The 20,496-nt window shown below is 74.8% G+C and carries 18 protein-coding genes; 3 read left to right on the top strand and 15 right to left on the bottom strand.

The window, feature by feature from the left end; genetic code table 11:
- Positions 1–97: 97 nt before the first annotated feature.
- The 8 genes from IF89_RS0107825 to IF89_RS0107865 all read right to left on the bottom strand — a co-directional run bounded on the left by IF89_RS0107825 (position 98) and on the right by IF89_RS0107865 (position 9,655).
- Positions 98–835 (bottom strand): carbonic anhydrase, encoded by a 738-nt coding sequence (locus tag IF89_RS0107825; protein WP_043193303.1) that lies wholly within the window; start codon positions 833–835, stop codon positions 98–100.
- 55 nt (positions 836–890) lie between these two features.
- On the bottom strand, positions 891–2,759 hold the full coding sequence (locus tag IF89_RS0107830; RefSeq protein WP_078628160.1) for an ABC transporter ATP-binding protein: 1,869 nt from the start codon (positions 2,757–2,759) through the stop codon (positions 891–893).
- A 114-nt stretch (positions 2,760–2,873) separates the two neighbouring features.
- Positions 2,874–4,289 (bottom strand): cytochrome P450, encoded by a 1,416-nt coding sequence (locus IF89_RS0107835; protein WP_234327694.1) that lies wholly within the window; start codon positions 4,287–4,289, stop codon positions 2,874–2,876.
- A gap of 53 nt (positions 4,290–4,342) precedes the next feature.
- Positions 4,343–5,353: a saccharopine dehydrogenase NADP-binding domain-containing protein gene (locus tag IF89_RS0107840; RefSeq protein ID WP_030763188.1), complete on the bottom strand. Its 1,011-nt coding sequence runs from the start codon at positions 5,351–5,353 to the stop codon at positions 4,343–4,345.
- Positions 5,354–5,458: 105 nt separating this feature from the next.
- The gene (locus tag IF89_RS0107845) at positions 5,459–6,130 is read right to left on the bottom strand and encodes a DUF305 domain-containing protein (protein ID WP_030763190.1); all 672 of its coding nucleotides are present in this window, start codon (positions 6,128–6,130) and stop codon (positions 5,459–5,461) included.
- Positions 6,131–6,252: 122 nt separating this feature from the next.
- On the bottom strand, positions 6,253–6,723 hold the full coding sequence (locus IF89_RS0107850; protein ID WP_030763192.1) for a DUF6153 family protein: 471 nt from the start codon (positions 6,721–6,723) through the stop codon (positions 6,253–6,255).
- Positions 6,724–6,759: 36 nt separating this feature from the next.
- The gene (locus IF89_RS40670) at positions 6,760–8,901 is read right to left on the bottom strand and encodes a tetratricopeptide repeat protein (RefSeq protein ID WP_158717823.1); all 2,142 of its coding nucleotides are present in this window, start codon (positions 8,899–8,901) and stop codon (positions 6,760–6,762) included.
- Positions 8,902–9,142: 241 nt separating this feature from the next.
- Positions 9,143–9,655 carry a GNAT family N-acetyltransferase gene (locus tag IF89_RS0107865; RefSeq protein ID WP_030763198.1) on the bottom strand — a complete coding sequence of 171 codons (513 nt, stop codon included), beginning with the start codon at positions 9,653–9,655 and terminating at the stop codon, positions 9,143–9,145.
- 405 nt (positions 9,656–10,060) lie between these two features.
- Here IF89_RS0107865 and IF89_RS40675 point away from each other — a divergent pair, with 405 nt between their 5' ends.
- On the top strand, positions 10,061–10,324 hold the full coding sequence (locus IF89_RS40675; RefSeq protein ID WP_158717824.1) for an STAS domain-containing protein: 264 nt from the start codon (positions 10,061–10,063) through the stop codon (positions 10,322–10,324).
- Positions 10,325–10,648: 324 nt separating this feature from the next.
- Here IF89_RS40675 and IF89_RS0107875 read toward each other — a convergent pair whose 3' ends face one another.
- From IF89_RS0107875 to IF89_RS0107905, 7 genes are all read right to left on the bottom strand, one after another.
- A complete protein-coding gene (locus tag IF89_RS0107875) occupies positions 10,649–11,098 on the bottom strand; it encodes an SRPBCC family protein (RefSeq protein ID WP_030763204.1) in 450 nt (149 codons plus the stop codon).
- A 165-nt stretch (positions 11,099–11,263) separates the two neighbouring features.
- On the bottom strand, positions 11,264–12,394 hold the full coding sequence (locus IF89_RS0107880) for an iron-containing redox enzyme family protein (RefSeq protein ID WP_078628161.1): 1,131 nt from the start codon (positions 12,392–12,394) through the stop codon (positions 11,264–11,266).
- On the bottom strand, positions 12,391–12,633 hold the full coding sequence (locus IF89_RS0107885; RefSeq protein WP_051806882.1) for a CDGSH iron-sulfur domain-containing protein: 243 nt from the start codon (positions 12,631–12,633) through the stop codon (positions 12,391–12,393). Before IF89_RS0107885 ends, IF89_RS0107880 begins: the two co-directional genes overlap by 4 nt.
- Positions 12,617–13,303 carry a HemK2/MTQ2 family protein methyltransferase gene (locus IF89_RS0107890; protein WP_234327695.1) on the bottom strand — a complete coding sequence of 229 codons (687 nt, stop codon included), beginning with the start codon at positions 13,301–13,303 and terminating at the stop codon, positions 12,617–12,619. Before IF89_RS0107890 ends, IF89_RS0107885 begins: the two co-directional genes overlap by 17 nt.
- A gap of 195 nt (positions 13,304–13,498) precedes the next feature.
- Positions 13,499–14,722, bottom strand: a complete 1,224-nt coding sequence (locus IF89_RS0107895) for an NAD(P)/FAD-dependent oxidoreductase (protein WP_051806883.1) — start codon at positions 14,720–14,722, stop codon at positions 13,499–13,501.
- A complete protein-coding gene (locus IF89_RS0107900) occupies positions 14,719–16,128 on the bottom strand; it encodes an FAD-dependent oxidoreductase (protein ID WP_030763218.1) in 1,410 nt (469 codons plus the stop codon). The genes IF89_RS0107895 and IF89_RS0107900 overlap by 4 nt, the downstream gene beginning before the upstream one ends.
- The gene (locus IF89_RS0107905) at positions 16,125–17,561 is read right to left on the bottom strand and encodes an FGGY family carbohydrate kinase (RefSeq protein WP_030763221.1); all 1,437 of its coding nucleotides are present in this window, start codon (positions 17,559–17,561) and stop codon (positions 16,125–16,127) included. The genes IF89_RS0107900 and IF89_RS0107905 overlap by 4 nt, the downstream gene beginning before the upstream one ends.
- Positions 17,562–17,851: 290 nt before the next feature.
- On the opposite strand from IF89_RS0107905, the gene IF89_RS0107910 reads away from it, so the two are divergent.
- Complete coding sequence (locus IF89_RS0107910; protein WP_030763225.1) at positions 17,852–18,832, top strand: hypothetical protein; 981 nt, start codon at positions 17,852–17,854, stop codon at positions 18,830–18,832.
- 108 nt (positions 18,833–18,940) lie between these two features.
- On the top strand, positions 18,941–20,473 hold the full coding sequence (locus IF89_RS0107915; RefSeq protein WP_030763228.1) for an amino acid permease: 1,533 nt from the start codon (positions 18,941–18,943) through the stop codon (positions 20,471–20,473).
- The last annotated feature ends 23 nt before the right edge of the window (positions 20,474–20,496 follow it).

A 20,496-nucleotide genomic window follows, 5' to 3' on the forward strand; every position in this document is an offset into this window, starting at 1 on the left:
CGTTTGGGGCCCCGGAAGGCGAACTTCACCTGTACGTGGGGACCGGACCGCGCACCGTTGACGAACGGGCTCCGGGGGCCGGTGCACGGCCCGGCCGTCAGCGGACGGGGCGCACCCGCTGGCTGGTGAGTTCGTACCGGGCTCCGACCACGGAGAGCGCCCCGGCGGCGGCCTTGGCGGCCATCTCGGGCTCCGCGGCGAGCCGTTCGCGCACCAGCCGGACGTTGGCGGTGATCGCGGCGTCGATGCGGGCGGCCCCCCGCAGGCCGCGGTCGATGGCGGGGCGGATCTGGTCGACCAGGTACTGCATGTGGCCCGGGAGCAGGGGGCCGCCCTCCGCGGCCCGCACGGCCGCGGCGACGGCCCCGCACGACTGGTGCCCCAGGACGACGACCAGCGGGATGCCCAGTTCGAGGACCCCGTAGGCGATGCTCCCGAGGACGGCCTCGTCCAGTACCTCGCCCGCCGAACGCACGGTCAGCAGGTCGCCGAGGCCCTGGTCGAAGACCAGTTCCGGCGGTACCCGTGAGTCGACGCAGCCGAGGACGACGGCGAACGGGTGCTGGCCGGCGACGAGCGTGCGCCGCACGGTCCGCGTCCGGTCCGGGTGGCGCTCGTGGTACGTCCGCCAGCGGCCGTTGCCCGCGACCAGTTCACGCAGTGCCGCCGCGGGGGTGGTGGGCCGGGATCCGGCACCGCCCCCGACGCGGGGGGCCATGGCCACGTGGGCGGAACCGGCCACCAGCCCGGCTCCGACGGCGGCCACGCCCGTCAGCACCGCCCGGGCCAGCCGCCGGCGCCCCGGTGCTTCTTCACTTTCGACGTCGACGCTCACATCAGGACAAGCTATGCATTTTCCCCCGCCCTGCCGCACAGGACACGGCCCCGAGTCAGTTCAGGTCGGAGTGTGCCCGGATGTCGGCACCGGCAGCGACAGCGGAATCGGCACCGGCTTCGGCATCGGCGTCGGCGTCGTGCAGGAAGCCTCCCGACTGGTGCTTCCACAGCTTCGCGTAGGCGCCCCCGCTCGTCAGGAGCTGCTGGTGCGTGCCCTGTTCCACGATCCGGCCGCGGTCGAGGACGACGAGCTGGTCCATGGTGGCCACGGTGCTCAGCCGGTGGGCCACCACGAGCGCCGTGCGGCCCTCCATCAGCCGCCACAGGGCCTCCTGGACGAGGATCTCGCTCTCGGAGTCCAGCGCACTGGTCGCCTCGTCGAGCAGCAGGATCGGCGCGTCGCGCAGGATGGCCCGGGCGAGGGCGACCCGCTGGCGCTGCCCGCCGGACAGTTTGACGCCGCGCTCGCCCACCATGGTGTCGAAGCCGTCCGGAAGCGCGTCCGCGAACTCCGTGACGTGCGCCGCCTCGGCCGCGCGGCGGACCTCGGCCTCGGTGGCGTCCGGCCGGGCGAAGGCGATGTTCTCCCGCAGGGTGCGGTGGAACATCGCCGGGTCCTGGGGAACGTAGGCGAGCCGGCTGCGCAGGTCCGCCTGGCGCAGGCGGCTGATGTCCTGGCCCCCGATGAGGATCCGGCCGCCGTCCACGTCCGTCATCCGCAGCAGGAGCCGGGTGAGCGTGGTCTTGCCGCCGCCGGACCGGCCGACGAGTCCGGTCTTCGACCCGCTGGGCACCTCCAGGTCGAGGCCCTGGAAGAGGGGCCGCCCGCCGCCGTGGGAGAAGTTCACCCGTTCGAACCGGACGTCGGCGCCTTCGGTCAGCAGCGGCTCGGGCGCCACCGGGTCGAGCACCGTCGGCGGCTGCAGCAGCAGTTCGGTGAACTGCGCGGCCTCCGTCATCGAGCTCTCCAGACGACGGTAGATCTGGTTGAACTCGAACATGATGCGGGTGGCGTTGGCGTAGTAGGTGAAGGTGACGATGATCGCCTCCACGCCGTGCTCCCCCGCGCCGAGGGCGACGGCGAGCACCAGGCCCAGCACGTTGGTCAGTACCGACAGCGGTGCGACCAGCGTGTCGATGCGCAGGTTGCCGTAGTCCCACGAACGCAGCGTCAGCCTGCGCGACTCCGCGACGCGGGACTTGTGCTCGGCGGCCTCGCGGTCTTCCGCGGCGAAGGCCCGCACCGTGTCCATGTTCATCAGGCTGTCGGCGACGTGGCCCGAGACCCGCGCGATCGCCTCCTCGCGCCGGGCGACGAGCCTTTGGCGGCGGCGGATGAGAGGCGCCGCGCACACCCCCGTCAGGGTGATCAGCGCGAGCAGGCCGACGACGAGCATCGGTTCGTACTGCCACAGCACCACCGACGCGAACAGCAGCGGCACGAAGCTGCCCATGACGGAGAAGGTCAGGGTGTCGACGAACTCCTCGAAGCGGGAGGCGAAGCTGAGGACCCGTTTGGTGAGGGATCCGGCGAAGTTGTCGTGGAAGAACGCCGCGTCCTTCGCGAAGAGTTCGTCCATGCCGATGACGTAGAGGTGCTCGATCCCCCGGGCGTCGAGGCGGTTCAGGCAGTGCAGCCCGACCCGCCACAGGCCCTCTCCGGACAGCAGGACCGCGGCGAAGGCGAGGACGTAGGGCAGCATCGTGTCCAGGTCCGCGCCGCCGCCCTCGGCGACCCGGCCGACGAGCTTCGCGACGACCAGCGGCGCGATGTAGAAGATGCCGATGTTGCCCAGCGCCGGGAGCAGCATGGCCGGGACGGTCACCCGGCGCAGGCGCGCCAGTTCCCGTCCGTAGTGGCGGAGTGCGAGAAGTACCGAGCCCTTGCTCGGCATGTTGTCGCGCGATGTTGGCGATCCCATCCCAAACCCTGTCGTTGTCGGACCAGCAGGACAGGAGTCGGAGTGTCCCGCAAGGGCGTCGGGCCGGTCCACGCCTTTTCCGGCCCGCCGGACACCCTGCGGGGGGTGGCGCTCTCAGTACGGCCCTTGCGCGCTGTGCAGCGAGGACCGGTCGCGGCACTGGAGGGTGGCGGGGGTCGGCCCCTCGGGGCGGACGGTGAGGCCGTAGGACGCCCGGGTCGGGACGGAGCGGAAGTGCGGGACGTGGGCGGGCAGCAGGTGTTCGAGGAGGACGGTCGACTCCCGGAGCGCGAACTGCAGGCCGAGGCAGGCCCTGGGGCCGAGGCCGAACGGGGCGTAGGCGCCCGGGCGGGTGGGCCGCCGGCCGGGGGTGAGGAAGCGGTCCGGGTCGAACCGGCCGGGATCCTGCCAGACTCCGGGGTCCCGGTGCGTGAGGTACGGGCAGACCAGGACGTCGGTGCCGGCCTCGATCGCGTAGCCGGCGAGGACGTCGTCCTCGGCCGCGTGGCGGGGCAGGATCCACGCGGACGGGTAGAAGCGCAGCGTCTCGTGCACGAGGGCCTGGACCGCCCGGCTCCGTTCCGGGGAGCCCTCCGGGCCGGCGGCGAGGGCCCGTCGGCGCGCCTGCGGGTTCCGGTCGAGCAGGAGGTGGAGCCAGGTCAAGGTGGTCGCGGTGGTCTCGTGCCCGGCGACCAGCAGGGTGACCAGCTCGTCCCGGATCAGCCGGTCGGTGTAGGCGGGGGAGGTCCGGGCCGCGTCCAGCAGGACGTGCAGCAGCCCGGGGCCGTGCGGACCGGCCCCACCGGTGCGGGCGGCGGCGATGGCGCGGCTCGACAGGGCGTCGATCCGGGCGAGTTCGGCGGCGACGGCGCCGTGGGCGGCGACTGCGTCCGCGGGCAGGCTGGGCAGCGCGGCCACGACGGCCGGTACGGCGGCCAGTTCCTCCTCCGTGCCCGGATCGAGGCAATGGCCGGTCAGGGAGCGCCAGATGGTGTCCAGCGCGAAGCGGCGCATCTCCTCACCGAGGTCGAACTCCTGCCCGCTGCGGGCGTACGCCGCCCAGCGGGCGGCGGCGGCCCGCGCGGCCCCGGCGATCCGCTCCTCGTAGCGGCGCATGCCGCGTCCGGTGAACTGTGACTGCAGCAGGCGCCGTTGGCGTTGCCAGGCGTCACCGGTCGCGGCGAGGACGCCGTCGCCGATGAGCAGCCGGGCACGGTGCGAGCGCTTCACGTACCGCTCGGGCCGCAGCGCGAGGACGTGCTGGACGGCGTCGGGTGCGGTGAGCAGCACGGTCGGGTGCGGGCCCAGCCGGAACGCGGCGACGCCGCCGAGCAGTGCGCGGACCCGGGTGAACAGGTCGATGAGCTCCCCTCCCCCGGCCTGCCAGTCCCGTACCTGGAGGGGGTCGAGCTCGGGGACCGGGCGGGCGGGGTCGGGACCGGCAGGGGGCCGGGGCGGGCGGGGGTGGCCACGGGTCTGCTCCTGTTCGGCGGCGATGCGTCGGCACGGACCGGGTTCGGCATCACGCACTGTAAGGGTGCGAGCGCAGAGGGCGACAGCCCGCCGGCCGGCCACGGGACGGATCAGGCCTCGGGCGCGGGCCCGCCGGGACGCCAGACGGTGAGGCCGTGGGCGGTGAGGGTCTCCGGTAGGCCCGAAAGCGCGGGCAGTTGCTCGATGTGGTGGACGCCCGGGGAGGGTGTGCCGGTGAGCAGTTCCCGGGTGACGTAGGAGGCGACCAGCGCGGTGAAGCGGCTCTGCTCCCTGCCGGTGACGGCGCAGGCCGCGTGCCGGTCACCGCGGCGTGCGTCGGCACGGAGGGCGAAGCCGTCGCCGCCGAGGTGGATGCGGCTGAAGGAGGCCGTCAGGGCGCGCCGCACGGGGGGCCTGCGGGCGGCCGCGCGCAGGCCGAACAGTGCGGCGGTCAGCGGCCCGGAGTCCAGGCACAGCCGGGTGGTCACCCGCTGCACGCCGAGCGTGCGGGGCAGCGTGTGCTGGTCGGAGAAGGGGAACGGGTGCGCGGTGCGCCGGCCGTGGCCGGGGAGGGTGGTCCGCAGGGGGGCGCCCGCCGGTGGTTCGGCCAGGCCCTCGACGGTCCAGCGGACGGCGTCGGCGCCGTGCCGCTCGCCTGCGCCGAGCAGCACGGTGAGGTCGATGCGGTCCGCGCCGCCGACGGCCTCGTGGGCCCGGCGGGCGAGGAGGTTGGTCAGCCCGGGGGCGACGCCCACGCTGAGAACGGCGGTGGCCCCGGACGCGGCGGCCGCGCCGTGCAGGGCCGCGGTCGCGTCGAGCAGCCGCCACGTCGCGCCGATGTCGACGAGGTGCACACCGCGTTCCAGGCAGACGCGTGCGACGCGGCTGTCCGGCGGTTCCACGCACAGGACGACGGCCGCCACGTCGCCCAGCTCCTCCAGCGTCCGCCGGAATCCGTCGGGATCGGCCACGTCGGCGCGGACGCCGCCGAGCGTGCGTGCCCGGGCCTCGTCGCGCCCGACGACGACGACCCGTCCGGGGAACCACCCCCCGAGCATGGCGGCCACCGTCGCACCCACGGCGCCGTAGCCGCCGACCACCAGGATCCTGTTCGCACTCATCACTGCTCCCCCCCAAGGAAATGGAACGGTTTCGAAAGCTCCGGCCGGTGCGGGCCGGTCCCGGCCGGGGCGTCCGTGCCCCGGCCGGGACCGGCTGCGGACGGGTCAGCCCTTGCCGAGGAGCTTGTTCATCTGCGCGATCTCGGCGGACTGGGAGGTGACGATCGCCTCCGCCATCGCCTTGGCGCCGGGGAAGGCGCCCTGTGCCTGCTCCGTCTTCGCCATCGCCACCGCGCCTTCGTGGTGCTCGACCATCAGCTCCATGAAGGCGGTGTCGAACGCCGGTCCCGAGGCGGCCTTCAGCCGGTCCATCTGCTCCGCGGTCATCATCCCGGCGGCGCCGTGCGCGGAGTGGTCCATGGCGCCCTCGGCGGGCACCTGCTCGCCCCAGGAGGCCAGCCACCCGGTCAGGGTCCTGATCTCGGGGTCCTGCGCCTTCCTGATGTCGTCGGCGAGCTTCTTCACCTCCGCCGATCCGGCGCGGGACGGCGCCAGGTCGGCCATCTCCACGGCCTGGCGGTGGTGCGGGATCATCCCCTTGGCGAAGGCGACGTCAGCCGCGTTGTGCTGCCCCTGCCCGGCCGGGGACGGGGTCTGTGCCGGTGCGGTGGCCGACGGGGCGGCGGTGTGGCCGTCATGGCCGTCGGCGCCGTCGGCGCCACCGCAGGCGGCGAGGACGACGGCGACCGCTCCGGCGGCGGCGGCGACGGTGGCGCGGCGGAAGGCGGCACGGGCCGCGAAGGCGGCGCGGGGGAAGGGTGAACGCTTGCTGGTCATGGTGCTGCTGCTCCTTGGTCCGCGGCCCGGTCGGCGGGCATGCGGGAGAAACGGAGGGAGAGGGGGCCGGAGCACAGGCCGCCCGCCGGCGGACGCCGGGCGGGAGGGCCGTGCGGGCGGCTCTAGATCCGCAGCAGCTGGAGTTCGGCGAGATCGGGAGGGGCACGGGCGGCCGTGGCGGCCGCCGGGTCGGCGGTGTGTGCCGGGGACGCCGCCGGGAGGCCGGCCGTCGACTCGGCGAGCGCCGGGGGCGCGTACGCCGTGGCGATACCGGCCGCGGCACATGCGGCGTCCGCGTGCGGGGAGTGGCCCGACCCGCCGTGGTCGTCGGGATGGGCGCAGTCCTCGCCCGCGCCCGCCCGCTCGGCGGTGGCACGGGCGTGGTCCGCGGTGGAACGGCCGTGGTCGGCGGCCGCACGGTTGTGGTCGGCGGCGGTCGCGTGGTGGGGCTGCGTGGGCGCGACGGCGCGGGCCGGCGCCGGGCCCAGGGCGTGCATGCCGAGGATCCCGGCCAGCACCGCCAGTACCAGCACCAGCAGGGCGGCACCGTGCGCCGAGGGGCGTCGGTGCGTCGGCCGGCAGGTGGGGGTCACCGGATCATCGTACGGCCCCCCGCGCCCCGGGGTGCGCTACGCAGTGCGCTGTGGGGCGTTCGGCGGAGGGAGGCCGGCGAGCAGGTCCCGGGCCCGGCGCAGATGGCGGTGGCCCGGCTCCAGCAGGCCCCGGGCGTCGGCGACGGTCCTGGTCAGCAGGGCTCGGGCCTCATGGGGGCGGCCCGAGGAGGCCAGCGCCCGGGCCCGTTCGAGCCGGGCGTAGATCGTGTGCGGGTGGTCGGGGCCCAGCACCCGGGTGCGGTCGGCCACCAGGGACTCCCAGGCCGCCGCGGCCTCGGCGGTACGGCCGGCGCGGGCCGCGAAGGCGGCGCGGCTGCTGCTGACGGCGAGGGTGTGCGGGTCGAGGGGACCGAGGCAGCGTGCGGAGTCGGCGAGCAGCTCGGCCAGTTCGGCCTCCGCGCGGACGGGTTCGGCGGCCCGGTACCAGATGAGGCCGCGCCGGGTGGCGAGCACCTGCGGGTCGTCCGGGCCCTGGGTGCGCAGCCGGTCGGCGAGCAGCCGGGCGAGCTGCCGGGCCGCCTCGGCGGGCGCGCCGGACTCGCCGGTGAAGTAGGCCAGTTCGTGTCGGGCGGCGAGGGTGTCCGGGTGGTCGGCGCCGAGGAGGGCCGCAGCGTCCGCCGCCAGGGCGGCGAACCGGCCGGCCGCGGCGTGCGGGTTCCCCGCCTCGCCGGTGAAGAAGGCCAGCTGGTGGCGGGCGGCCAGGGTGTCGGGGTGGGCGGGGCCCAGCCGGTCCTCGCGCCGCCGGGTGATGGCGGCGAGGTCGGCCGCCGCCCGGCGGGGCCGGCCCGCGTCACCGACGGTGATCGCGAGGAGGAAGTCGGCACCGGGGACGCCGCCGAGCCGTGCCCTGGAGAGTGCGGCGGCCGCCCGCTCCGGCCGCCCTTCCTGGTGGGCCAGGAGGCCCATGTCGTAGGCCTCGGCGGCCGTGACCCGGGCGACCAACAACTGCCACAGGTGCTCCGGGACCGGGGGCAGGCCGGGGGCGTCGAGCAGGTGGTCGAAGGCCGTGTACCCCCGGGTGTGGTGGCCGGTGAGCAGGCCGCCGGCGGTGCAGGCCCACTCCATCGCGTCGTCGAAGGATTCCGGTCGGAGGTCGCCGTCCCCGCGCTCCACCAGGTAGGGCCGGTGCAGCTCGCGCAGCCGGTCACGGCTCACGGGGCTGCGCAGCCCGGCGCGCCGGCAGTCCACCGCCGCGGCGACCACGGCCGCGCCGCGCGGATGGGCCCCGGGAGCCCAGGCGTCGTGCCAGGCTGCGAGCGATGGGGGTGCGCCCGCGAGGACCTCGGCGACCCCGAAGCGCTCACCGGCCCGCAGGGCCGCGGCGATCCGCGGGTCGTGCGCGTGGGCGGCGGCCCGCCGGCGCTCGGGCGGCGACCAGAGCCGGGCCAGGTGCACCACCTCCGCCTGCCCGAGCACCTCCCGCTGGGTACGCCAGGCGTCGCGGTCCGAACCGGTCAGCCGGCTCCCCTCGCGGGCCTCGAAACGCCGGAACTCCTGGGTGCGCATGGTCGCCAGCACGACGCGGCGGCCCGGTTCCGGTGCCGCCACGGCGGCCAGCATGGCGGTCGTGAGGCCTCCGGCGCCGAGGAAGTCCTCCAGGTCGTCCAGCCACAGCACGGCCCGGCGGCGCGCACGGGCCACGTGCACGGCCTGTGGAAGCGCGTCCCTGCCGAGCGGGCGGACGAAGGCGTGGCGGGGGAACAGCGCGCGGGCCACCTCGTACGCGAGCCGGGACCGGCCGGCGGTGGACTCCCCCACCAGCAGGACGAAGCCGGCCCGGCCGAGGGCGTCGCGCAGCCGGGGCTCGGCGTCGCGGCGGATGTACGCGGGGGCCGCGTCCGGCACCCGGCTTCCGGCGGCGCGGGGGCCGTGCGCGGGGTGGGCGCCGGCGGGCTCGGGGCGGTCCACGTGCCGCAGTGCGGGGATCCGGCCGCCGGCGGTGCGCAGCAGTGCGTCGGCTCCGGTCGGGTCGGTGTCCCCTCTCAGGGGCGTGCCGCGCCGCGACCGGCGCCGTTCGGCGGCCGGCCCCGAGCAGAGGGCGACGGCGGCGGCGATGCTCGCCGCCCGTGCGCCGCCGGTCCATACCGAGGCCAGAGCCAGGGCCAGGGCGGCCGCGCCGAGGCCGACCGCGCCCACTGACGCCGACCGGCCGCGCATCCGGCGGTTCCCTCGTACGAGCAACACCGGCATGCCGCCCCCCACAGGTCCGTGCCCAGCCCCCATTTTCACCCCTGCGGGTGAATTGGGAACCCGGTCGGCGCAGGGGCCGCTCCGCCTGACCGGATATCAGCGCCGCGGCAGCCCGGGGCGTTGCAGGGGCCGGGGGCCGGCTGCGGGCCCGTCCACTGCCCACCCTCGGAAGGGGGCGTTCGAGCAACGCCGTCGGCGTGCTCCCACCTCACACGCCGTCCAGGTCGATCCGCCAGTCATGGGCGGTGAGCCAGGAGCCTTTCGGGTACTCGAACTCGACCGCGCCCAGCAGTTCGAAGCCCGCCCTGCGGCACACCGCGTTCGACGCGGCATGGTCCGCACTCGGAAACGCGTGCAGATACCGATGCCGTCCTGCCGCCCGTGCCGCTGCGGCGACCGCACGAGCCGCTTCGGCGGCGATTCCCCGCCCCTGGAACTCGGGCAGCACTCCCCACCCTGTCTCCCACACCGTTCCCGCACGCCACGCGCGCTCCCAGAAGCCGATCGAGCCGACGGTGTCGCCGGAGTCCGCCGATACGACCCGGTACATCTGCCCGCGCTCCAGAGCCAGATACCGACGATGACGCGCGAGCAGGTGCTCCTCCGTCTCGGGCCCACCCAGATGCTCGGTCATGTCCGGCGCGTTGTTCCTCCGGAGGAGCCAGAAGTCGCCCTCGCTCCAGGGCTCCAGCCCTACGCGAGAGGGATGTGTAATGTCCATGGCGGCAACCCTAGGCGCAGGGTCCGACGGCACCCGTCCGGGGCGGACCCGACGGAAGTGGCTGTGACCGACTACCGTTTCGCAGGTCAGAGAGGGTGGAACGGGCCGGATGCGGCCGCTTCGCTGGCTTTTCGGGTGCACGCGTGCCACGCTCGAAGGACTACCAGCCTGGTCTGGTGAGAGACCCCGCGCCACCGGCTGATCACCGAGGGTGGTCAATGGACGGTGCGGGTGGTCTCGCTCGGCTGTGCGCGGCGCCGTAGGCCGCGCGCTTGACGGCCTTCTCCGCCCCGACAACGGGGAGCCGACCGTAAAGAGGCTCCGATCCCGAAATGGGGCGGACACCGTATGAACCCGACCCTTGATCTCGGCGTTGCCGTGAGGGCCGACCGAACGCTCCTGACGGTGAGCGGCGAGCTCGACATGGACACCGCGCCGCACCTCACCGACGCGGCCGACGCCGTCGACCTGCACGGCCAGACCCTCACCCTGGACCTGTCGGACGTCACGTTCATCGACTCCTGCGGCCTGAACGCACTCCTGGCCCTGCGCCGCCGCGTCGGTCTCGCGGGCGGAACGCTGGAACTGTTCGGTCTGCCCGAGCAGGGACTGCGTCTACTGGACCTCACCGAAACGCGCCCGCTGTTCGTCCTCCGCACCGGACTTTGACGGTGACGGTCCGCGCCCCGGGCAGGCTCTCCGCCGGGGGCGGGGCTGGCCCGGCGCGGGCCGCGGCGGCACCCTGGACCTGTGGAAGGTGCGCCGATCGTCGTGCACCCGCCGTCCTTGGACGGTGGACGGCGGGTGGCCCTGCGTCGCCAGGACGCTGAGGAGGTCCTGGGCGTGGCCCACTCCGACCGCGAACTGGTCGGGCTGCTGGAGGGGGCCGGGGTGGCCTCCCGACAACCTGCTGGACGATCCCCAGCTGGTGCACTGGAGCGGTGCGGGCCCCCATGAGTGGCACGCCGCCTGACGGCCCGCGGCTCGTACCGGTCAGACCTCGCCGCGCCAGGCGCCGCTCTCGGTGCCGCGCTCCTCGATGAACTTCTTGAACCGCGCAAGGTCCCCGGTGACCTGGCGGTCGACGAAGCCGAACCTGTCGGCGATGTTCTCCGCCAGCCCGTCGGGATCGAAGTCCATGCGCAGGGTGACCTCGGTGTGGGTGGCGTCGATCGGGTGGAAGGTGACGACTCCGGACTGCTCGACCTCTCCGCCGACGGTGACCCAGGCGATCCGCTCGTCCGGGATCTGCTCGGTGATCTCGGCGTCGAACTCGCGGTCCACCCCGCCGAACTTCGTCACCCAGTGGGTGAGGGCCTCGTCGATCTGTTCGACGCGCTGCACGCCCTCCATGAACAGAGGGAACGTCTCGAACTGGGTCCACTGGTTGTAGGCGGTGCGGACGGGTACGTCGACCTCGATGGTTTCCTTGACCTGGGACACGGCTGACGGGTTCCTTCCGGCGGGGGGCCACGTCGTGCGGCCCGCTCATCTGGGACGGGTGCATACCTGCCCGGTCGGCACGCCTGTCTGGCACCCGGACCCGGCAACCCCTCGGACGGCCGCTCGAACGGGCGACGGCGGCCCGCCCGCGGCGCGCGGATCCCGTCATTGCGGCAGTGGCGTGCGCAGTGCGCTGCCGCCCCCGGTCCAGGCCCGGCGGATGTGCTCGGCCAGGCGGTCCTCGACGAGGACGGTGGCCGCGCATCCGAAGGCGACGTCGGCCTCCAGGCCGGGTTCGTCGGCGAGCAGACCGCCGATCACCTCGTGGCGTACGACCTGTTCGTGGACGGCGTCGGCCTCCACGTGCTCGGCGTAGAAGTGTTCCGCCGCGGGTCCCGCCCCGCACCTGCGCATGGCCTTGGCCAGGCGGCGGGAGCCGGGTGAGGAGGTGACCTCGACGCACGCGAAGTGGCCGACGAGCGCGCCGCGCAGCGCCCGGTGCAGGCCGAAGAGGGACATCAGGTTGACGGTGGCGAGCAGCGGAGCCGGCGCCTGCTCCAGATAGCGCCCGTACGCGGGGTCCAGCCCGAGGTCGGTCATCAGCTCGGCGAAGAGCCGGGCGTGGATGCGGTCGGCGCGGCCGGCACCGAACTCGTCGTACTCGATGGCCACCATCGCGGCCTTGGCGCGTCCGGTCAGCCGGGGGATGACCCAGGCGTGCGGGTCCGCCTCCTTGAGGTGGTACACGGAGCGCAGGGCAGCGTATTCGCGCAGCTGCCACAGCTCGCCCTCGGTCTGCAGGTAGTGGCTGAGGCTGCCGGAGAGGTCCACGGGCTCGACGAGCAGCGGGGCGAAGGCGTCCTCGACGGTACGGGGGCCGTCGGCCAGTTCGCTGCGCAGGGCGTGCAGGAAGCGGGCCTCCATGTCCTGCCGCAGCCGCAGCAGGTCGGGGTCCCATTCCCGGTCGTCGTCGACGCCGTCGAATCCGGCGTAGTGCAGCTCGTAGAGGAGGTGGAGGGCGAGCTGGAGGTCCTCGCCCCACGGATCGGCCCGCAGCACGGCCCCCGGAGCGTGGGCCGGTGCGCCGCCCGACCTCAGGGCCCCGGTGACGGCGGCGGACAGCTCGCCCCGCGGTTCGGGGAGGCCGGGGCCGGCCGCCGGGGCAGGCCTCGGCGGCTCCGGCGCCGTCGTGGCCCCGGCTGTCACGGTGGCCGATACTGCCGGAGGCTGCGCCACGGTCGTCGTCGCCGTCGTCCTCGCTGTCGTCGTCGCGTTCCGGTGGTTGCCTGCTGTCATCGGGATGTCCCGTCCTCGTTCGGCGATGCGGCCCGTTCGCGGGGGCGGTGGCTGGTGTCGCACCACGGGTAGGTGCGGCTGCGGCGGCAGGTGCACACGGCGACGCGGAACCGGTCGGACCGTACGACCGTCCCGTCGTCGAGGGCGATCTCGACGGGGCCCTCGACCAGGACGGGGCCCTGCGGGTCCACGGACACCCGCCGGGCGGGGGTCGCTTCACTGTCAGACGGACACGGCACGGATGATCACCAACTCTTCCCACTCCTCGTGCGGGGCGGCCAGCGCCCGCTGCTCCAGCCAGGACCGCCGTCCGCGCAGTACGGGACCCCACGGCACGGCCGTCTTCGCGGTGACCGCGGCGGCCAGGCCGGCGTCGGACAGCCGGTCGACGGTCTCCGCGGCCCCGCACATCCCCGAGTGCACCATGAGCAGGGAGCCGCCCTCGCGGAGCAGCGCCGGGGCCCGGGCACAGATCCGGTCGATGACGGCTCGGCCGTCGGGCCCGGCGTCCCAGGCCCGCTCCGGCCCGTGCGACGGCAGCCCGCCACCGGGGGCGGGGACGTACGGCGGGTTTGCGAACACCAGGTCGAAGCGGTGGCCGGCGGTGCGGGCGGCGAAGTCGCCGTGCAGGAGGCGCAGCGGCAGGCGCCGGCGCGCGGCGTTCAGGCGGGCCGTCATCAGGGCGCGCCAGGAGACGTCGACCGCGGTGACCCGGGCGCCGCGGCCGGCGGCGTGCAGCGCGAGGGCACCGGTGCCCGTACCGATCTCCAGCACGTCCCGGCCGGGGCCCAGGTCCTCATGGGCGAGTGCTTCGGCGAGGAAGTGGGTGTCCGCCTGTGGCCGGTACACACCCGGGAGGGCGATCAGGCCGTCGGGCAGTGCGCCCGGGGTGGCTGTCGTACTGGACACCGTGTACCTCCGGTTTCGCGTGGGGCCCGCGGGGCCGAGTCGCGGGATGTGACGGCAGAGGGCGCCTGCCCGGCGCGCGGCGACTCATCCGGAATCGAGATGACCTTCGGAGGAAACAACAGAAATCGGGCCCGGGCGTGGGGAGGCCGTACGTGCGGGTCCGGGTCGGTGCAGGTCGGCGGAGGGTCGCAGGTGTCAGCCGAGGGCCAGCACGACCGGGCCGCCCGCCGGATCGACACGGGCCGTCCAGTGGGGCGGCAGGCGCAGGGAGCGGGTCGGGGACGCCGGGCCCGGGAACCGGCGCCGCCACAGCGTCCGCCCGTCCTGCGTCGCGGTGACCACGGGGGCGGTCACGGTCCGCGCGGAGCGCAGCAGCAGCGGTCGCCGGGCGGGTCCGGTCAGCCGGTTCGGCGTGACCCGCACGAGGGGCGCCCGGACCTCCAGCGGTGGGCCGGGCTCCGGCCAGGGGTCGCCCGCGAGGTGGGCGAGTACGGGGGCCGTGGCGGCCGCGCCCTCGGCGGCCGCGGTCGCCGCGCGTTCGATGCCGTGGAGGACGTTGCCGACGGCGAAGATGCCGGGCGTGTCGGTGCGGAAGGAGGCGTCCACGCGGGGGCCGCGCGTGCCGGGGTCCAGGGGGACTGCGCCGCGGCGGGCCAGTTCGTGGTCGGGGATCCAGTCGCCGGTGAAGACCACGGTGTCGCAGGCCAGCAGGCCCGTGCGGCCGTCCTGGTGGTGGATGTCCAGGCCGGTGAGCCGGCCGCGGCCGCGCAGCTCTCCTACGGTCGTCGCCGTGAGCAGCGGGACGCCGGGAACGGCGGCGGCGCGGGGATGCTCGGTGACCATGGCCACCACCTCGGCGCCCGCGCCGCGCAGCACGGCCGCGGCGCGGCGGGCCACGGGCTCGGCCCCCACCACCACGGCGCGCCGGCCGACGGGCAGTGCGTGCTCGTGGACCGTGCGCAGGAGTTCCCCGGTGGTGAGGACGCCCTGCGGGCGGGAGCCGGGAACGAGGCGGGCGCTGCGCGGGCGCTCGCGCGCGCCGGTGGCCAGGACGACGGCCCGGGCCGTGATCCGCTCCAGGCCCGCCGGGCCGGTGGTCTCCAGGCAGAGGGGGCCGGCCCAGCCGGTGGCGGTGACGCCGGTGCGGATCCGCGCCCCGGCGGCCAGCGCCGCCCGCACCGACTGCTCCGCCGACCGGGGTCCGTGCAGCCAGGGGCGCGGCGGCCGGCCGAAGCCGCCGTGGTGGAGGAGGCGCGGCATGCCGCCCGCGTGCTCCTCGCGTTCGAGGACCTCCACGCGGCCGGCACCGGCTTCGGCAAGCCGGGCGGCCAGGGCCAGTCCGGCGGGGCCGGCGCCGACGACCAGGACGTCGACCCGTACGGGGACCCGCCGGCCGGACGCTGCGTCCGTACGGTTCACCGGCAGGCTCCCCGGGAGGCCTCGAACAGGGCGCGGACGGCGGCGCCGCAGTGGAATCCCTGGCAGCGGCCCGCTCGGGCGCGCGTGCGCCGCCGCAGGCCGTCGGGCGAGCCGGGCGGCACGGTCGAGGCGAGCGCGTCGCGGATCTCGCCGCGGGTGACGCGTTCGCAGTGGCAGACGATCCGGCCGTACTCCGGGTCCGCGGCGATCATGCCGGCGTCGCGGTACGGGCGGGGGAACGCCTCTGCGAGGTTCGGCATCCGCACCGGCTCCGGCTCGCGGGCGCCGGTGAGCGGCAGACCGGCGTCGGCGAGCAGCTCGACCACGTGGGCGGCGACGGCCATCGAGGCGGTCAGTCCGGTGGACCGGATCCCGCCCACGGTCACGTACCGCTGCGCGGGGTGTGCGCGGATGGCGTAGTCCTCCTGCCCGGTCGCCGCGCGCAGGCCCGCGTAGACGGCGGTGACCTCCTCGTCGAGGAGGGCGGGCAGGATGCGCCGGCCCTTCTCCCGCAGCAGCGCGAGTCCCTCGGCGGTCGAGCCGGTGGCGGTCTTGTCGTCGAGGTCCTCGGCGGTGGGCCCGAGCAGGACGTTGCCGTACACGGTCGGCGTGACGAGCACTCCCTTGCCGCGGGCGTCCGGCACGGGCAGCAGGATGTGGCGTACCAGGCCGCGCGCGAGCTCGTCGAAGACGATCAGCTGGCCGCGCCGGGGCGTGACGGTGAAGTCGGCGTGGCCGAGGAACCGGTCGATCTCGTCGGCATGCAGGCCGGCCGCGTTGACCAGGTACCGGGTGCGCAGCGGTCCCCGGCCGGTGGCGAGGGTGTGCGGGTCGCCCGGTACGACCGATCGGACGGGGCAGTTGAGGTGCAGGTCGACGCCGGCGCGCACGGCCTGCGTCGCGTAGGCGAGGGTGGTCGTCCAGGGGCAGACGAGGGCCTCGTCCGGTACGTGGAGGGCGCCGAGCACGCCGGGGCCGAGCTGCGGCTCGCGGGCGCGCACCTCGTCGGCCGGGATGATCCGGGCCGCAGGGTAGCCGTTGCGCGACGCCTTGTCGGCGAGTCCCGGCAGGGCGGCGAGCTGCTCCTCGTTCCATGCCACGAGGAGGGCGCCGACCGGTTCGACGGGGATGCCGCTGTCGGCGGCGTAGGAGGCGAGCAGCCGCTGCCCGTCCCGGACGAGCCGGGACTCCAGGGAGCCGGGCACGGCGTCGAAACCGGTGTGCAGGATGGCGGTGTTGGCCTTGGAGGTGCCGTCGCCGACGTCGTCGCGGGCGTCGACGAGCGCGGTACGCAGGGGCAGGCGGGCCAATTCGCGGGCGATGGCGGAGCCGACCACACCGGCGCCGACGACCGTCACGTCGTAGGGGGCGCCGACGGGCAGCGGCCCGCGCCGGGTCAGGGTCATGCGGAGGCGTCGAGCAGGGCGGAGACGGCCGTCCGGAACCGGGCGCGGCGCTCGGCGGCGTTCCCGGCGGCGGCCTGCGGCTCGTAGACCGCGGCGGGCTTCCACTCGGGGACGGCCTCCTGCACGGTGAGGGAGGGGTCCAGGCCGAGCCGGGCGACGGCGCCGACGCCGAGGGCGGTGGCGTCCGGGAGTGCGGACACCTCGACGGGGATCTGCAGCAGGTCGGCCTGTGCCTGCATGAGCAGGGCGGACCGGGTGAGCCCGCCGTCGACGCGCAGGGTCGCGAGCGGTGCGCCGAGGTCGGCGGCGACGGCGTCGGCGAGCTCGGCGACCTGCGCCGCTATGCCGTCGCACAGCGCGCGCACGAGGTGCCCGGCGGTGGTGTCGAGTCCGAGTCCGGTGACCGAGCCGCGCAGGTCGCCGCGCCACCAGGGGGCGGCGAGGCCGGCGAGGGCGGGGACGAAGGTGACGCCGCCGGCGTCGGGGGCGCTCCCGCCGACGGTGTCGATGTCCTGGGCGCCGGAGATCACACCGAGATCGGTGAGCCAGCGCACGGCGGACGCGGCCGTGTAGACCTGGCCGTCGAGGCAGTAGCTGGTCCCGCCGCCGAGCCGCCACGCGACGCAGCCGACGAGTCCGGTGGTGCTGCGGCGGGGGCGGGGTCCGGTCTGCGCGAGGAGGAACGCCCCGGTGCCGTAGGTGCACTTGGCGGTCCCCGGGTCGGTGACGCGCTGGGCGAGCAGTGCGGCCTGCTGGTCGACGAGCAGGCCCGTCAGCGGCAGCGGGGGGCCGAACGCGGTGGTGGTCCCGACGCGGGTGTCCGCGCCGACGACGTCCGGCAGGGCTTCTGCGGTGAGGCCGAAGGCGTCCAGGGCCTCGGGGGACCAGTCGACGGTGTCGAGGTCGAGGAGCTGGGTGCGGCCGGCGGTGGCCGCGTCGGTGACGAAGGCACCGGTGAGCCGGTGCACGAGCCACGCGTCGCTGGTCGTCACGACGCCCCGGCGGGTCAGGTGACGTCGTATCCAGGCCATCTTCGGCGCGGCGAAATACGGGTCGAGGGGCAGCCCGGTCCGCTCCTGCAAGGACGCCGCGTGGGGCGCCAGTTCGGTGCAGATCTGCTCGGCCCGGCGGTCCTGCCAGACGATCGCGGGGGTCAGCGGCCGGCCGGTCGCGGGGTCCCAGGCGAGGACCGTCTCGCCCTGGTTGGCCAGGCCCACCGCGGCGACCGGCTCGCCGGCCGCGGCCAGGGCGGCGCGTCCCGCGCCGACGACCGAATCCAGCAGCCGGCGGGGGTCGACCTCGACGCGCCCGCCCGGCAGGTACCGGGGCCGGACGGGGGCGGATGCGGAGCCCAGGACGCCGCGTACGGGGCAGAGGACGAGGGCCTTGGTTCCCGAGGTGCCCTGGTCCACGGCGAGCACCGGGCCCGTCATCACCACTCCGTCCCTGGTGTCGGCATGCGCGATCGTCTTTCGGAAGCCTTGCCCAGCGCACGCCGCCCCGTCAAGATCCGTCCGGACGGCCGGAAGGAGAGCTGACGCGAATTCATATGTTGTAAGTGGCTTGATACTTGCATTCCGAAAAGTTTCATGACTCGAACGCTCACAGTCACTCTATAGTGATCGCCGATCACCAGGCGCGAAGGCGATGCGATGCGAGGACCGATGACGACGACCACCGCGAGACGCGCCCGTTCCGACGACCCGTCGACCGGGGCGAGGTGATGGCGGGCAACGACTTCCGGCCCGTCTACCACCCCGCCGGCCACGACAACGACCTGCGCGTCGCCGTGCAGGACCTGCGCACCGGGCGCTGGCTGGCGATGGCGCACTTACTGGACCGGACGGACGGCTGGGCTCTGTGGACCCAGCGCACGCAGGTGCTCGCCGCGGTCGCCGCCGGATCGGACGTGGTCCAGGCCTGGCGGGCGGAGGAGCCGCGCTCCGTCGCCGCGTCCGTCATGCACACCCGCGTCGTCGTCGAACGCGCCGTCCGCGCCCACCGCGCGCGCCACTCCCGCACGCGCGAACTGTGGCAGGAGGCGTGGGCCGCCTGCCGCGACGCCTCCGAGCTCAGCCCCGCCGATCCCGTGCCCTGGGTCTGCCTGCTGGCGCTGGCCCTCCTCGACGAGCACCGCTCGATGGACGAGCACCGGCAGCCGCCACCCGCTCTGATGCTGCCCCGCGGCCCCTGGGGCATCCTCGCCCAGGCGGACAAGCGCGACCCGCACAACCGCGAGGCGTACCACCGGATGCTGCAGTTCGTGTGCGCCGGTACGCCCGGGCCGCTCACCGAAGCCGCCAACTTCGTCCACTGGGCGTCCGGTTCGGCCCCGGCCGGGTCCCCGGTCCACCTGCTGCCGCTGTACCTGAGCGTGGAGCGGTACCGCCGCGAACGCGGCCAGGAGAAGGCCCTCGACCTCCACTGGGTCGCCGAGGACGCCGTCCGCGACGCCGGGCACGCCCTGGACACCTGGTTCCGCCACGGCGACCTGCGCCATGCCTCCCCACTCGACCTGAACCACCTCGCCCATGCGCTGTGGGGGGCCCACCGGTTCGGCGAGGCGGCGCAGGTCTTCGACGCGATCGACCGGTACTGGACCACCTTGCCGTGGGCGCACCGGACCCGCGACCCGGCCGACCAGGAACTGGCCATGGAGGTCTTCCTGCGGGCCAGGTCCCGCAGCCAGGCGGCCCGGGACTGACGCGGGAGCGACTCCTTGCGTCCCACCCCGGTCCCCCGCACACGCCCGCACGCCCGCGCTTCCGCTCCCCCGTCCCCGCTCCCCAGCATCCCCCGGAGGTACTCCCCCATGTCCCGCACCGCGCCGACCGTCCGCCCGGACAGCAAGGCCCCGCCCCGGCGGGACGAGGAGGAACGGCTCAGGGAGCTCGGCTACCAGCCCGTCCTGGCCCGCCGGATGGGCGGCTTCGGCAACTTCGCCATCAGCTTCTCCGTCATCTCCGTCCTGTCCGGCTGCATGACCCTGTACGGCTTCGGCCTGGGCACCGGCGGCCCGGCCGTGATGCTGTGGGGCTGGGCCGGCGTCGGCCTGTTCGTGCTGTGCGTGGGTCTCGCCCTGGCCGAGGTGACCAGCGCCTACCCCACCTCGGGAGCGCTCTACTACATGGCCGACCGGCTCGGCGGCCGCCGCTGGGGCTGGTACACGGGCTGGCTGAACCTGCTCGGCCTGCTCGGCGCCATCGCCGGCATCGACTACGGCGCCGCGCTCTTCACCGGTGCCTTCCTCAACCTCCAGTACGGCATCGTGCCCACCCCCGGCATGACGTTCGTGATCTTCCTGTGCATCCTGCTGCTGCACGCGGCTCTCAACCTGTTCGGCGTGCGCCTCGTCAGCGTGCTGAACTCCGTGAGCGTCTGGTGGCACCTGGGCGGCGTCGCCCTGATCGTGGGCGCCCTCGCCTTCATACCCGACCAGCACCAGTCGCCGTCGTTCGTCTTCACCGAGTTCGTCAACGACACCGGCTGGGCGAACCCGTTCTACGTGGCGGCCGTCGGCCTGCTGCTCGCCCAGTACACCTTCTCCGGGTACGACGCGTCCGCGCACCTGTCGGAGGAGACCTCCAACGCCTCCGTCTCCGCCGCCCGGGGCATCGTCCGGGCCATCTGGGTCTCCTGGGTCGCCGGTTTCGCGCTGCTCGCGGGCCTCACCTTCGCCATCCAGGACTACGCGGCCGTCCAGGACACCGCCACCGGTGTCCCGCCGGCCCAGATCTTCCTCGACGCGCTGGGCTCCGGTGGCGCCACCGCCCTGCTCCTCGTCGTCATCGTCGCGCAGCTCTTCTGCGGCAATGCCGAGGTCGCCGCCGCGAGCCGGATGGTCTTCGCCTTCAGCCGCGACAACGCGCTCCCCGGCTCCGCCGTGTGGCGCAAGGTGAGCAGCCGTACGCAGACGCCCGTCCCGGCGGTGTGGCTCTCCGTCGCCGTCGCCGGCGTGCTGGCGCTGCCGTCGCTGTACTCGCCGACCGCCTACGGAGCCGTGACCGCGATCAACGTCATCGGTATCACTCCCGCCTACGCCATCCCGATCTACCTGCGGCTGCGCGCCGGGAACCGGTTCGAGCCGGGCCCGTGGAACCTGGGCCGCTGGAGCAAGCCGATCGGCTGGACCGCCGTCGTGTGGGTGGGGTGCGTCACCGTGCTGTTCTGCCTGCCGCAGAAGTCGCCGGTGACCATCGACTCGATGAACTACGCGGTGATCGCCCTGGCCGTGGTGCTGGTCCTGGCCAGCGCCTGGTGGTACGCCGCGCGGCGGTCGTACGGGACCCCGTCGGCGTACGGCAACGCCCGGGAGCAGGCCGAGATCGCCGAGGGCATCGTCTGACCCGCCGGTCGGCCCGCCCGCCG

It is taken from the genome of Streptomyces sp. NRRL F-2664 (genome assembly GCF_000719345.1).
Lineage (GTDB): Bacteria > Actinomycetota > Actinomycetes > Streptomycetales > Streptomycetaceae > Streptomyces.

Excerpts from the sequence above, each read along its gene's own strand:
- IF89_RS0107830 (WP_078628160.1), bottom strand. The coding sequence starts at position 2,759 with ATGGGATCGCCAACATCGCGCGACAACATGCCGAGCAAGGGCTCGGTA.
- IF89_RS0107840 (WP_030763188.1), bottom strand. The coding sequence starts at position 5,353 with ATGAGTGCGAACAGGATCCTGGTGGTCGGCGGCTACGGCGCCGTGGGT.
- IF89_RS0107845 (WP_030763190.1), bottom strand. The coding sequence starts at position 6,130 with ATGACCAGCAAGCGTTCACCCTTCCCCCGCGCCGCCTTCGCGGCCCGT.
- IF89_RS40670 (WP_158717823.1), bottom strand. The coding sequence starts at position 8,901 with ATGCGCGGCCGGTCGGCGTCAGTGGGCGCGGTCGGCCTCGGCGCGGCC.
- IF89_RS0107865 (WP_030763198.1), bottom strand. The coding sequence starts at position 9,655 with ATGGACATTACACATCCCTCTCGCGTAGGGCTGGAGCCCTGGAGCGAG.
- IF89_RS0107880 (WP_078628161.1), bottom strand. The coding sequence starts at position 12,394 with ATGACAGCAGGCAACCACCGGAACGCGACGACGACAGCGAGGACGACG.
- IF89_RS0107900 (WP_030763218.1), bottom strand. The coding sequence starts at position 16,128 with ATGACCCTGACCCGGCGCGGGCCGCTGCCCGTCGGCGCCCCCTACGAC.
- IF89_RS0107905 (WP_030763221.1), bottom strand. The coding sequence starts at position 17,561 with ATGACGGGCCCGGTGCTCGCCGTGGACCAGGGCACCTCGGGAACCAAG.
- IF89_RS0107910 (WP_030763225.1), top strand. The coding sequence starts at position 17,852 with ATGGCGGGCAACGACTTCCGGCCCGTCTACCACCCCGCCGGCCACGAC.
- IF89_RS0107915 (WP_030763228.1), top strand. The coding sequence starts at position 18,941 with ATGTCCCGCACCGCGCCGACCGTCCGCCCGGACAGCAAGGCCCCGCCC.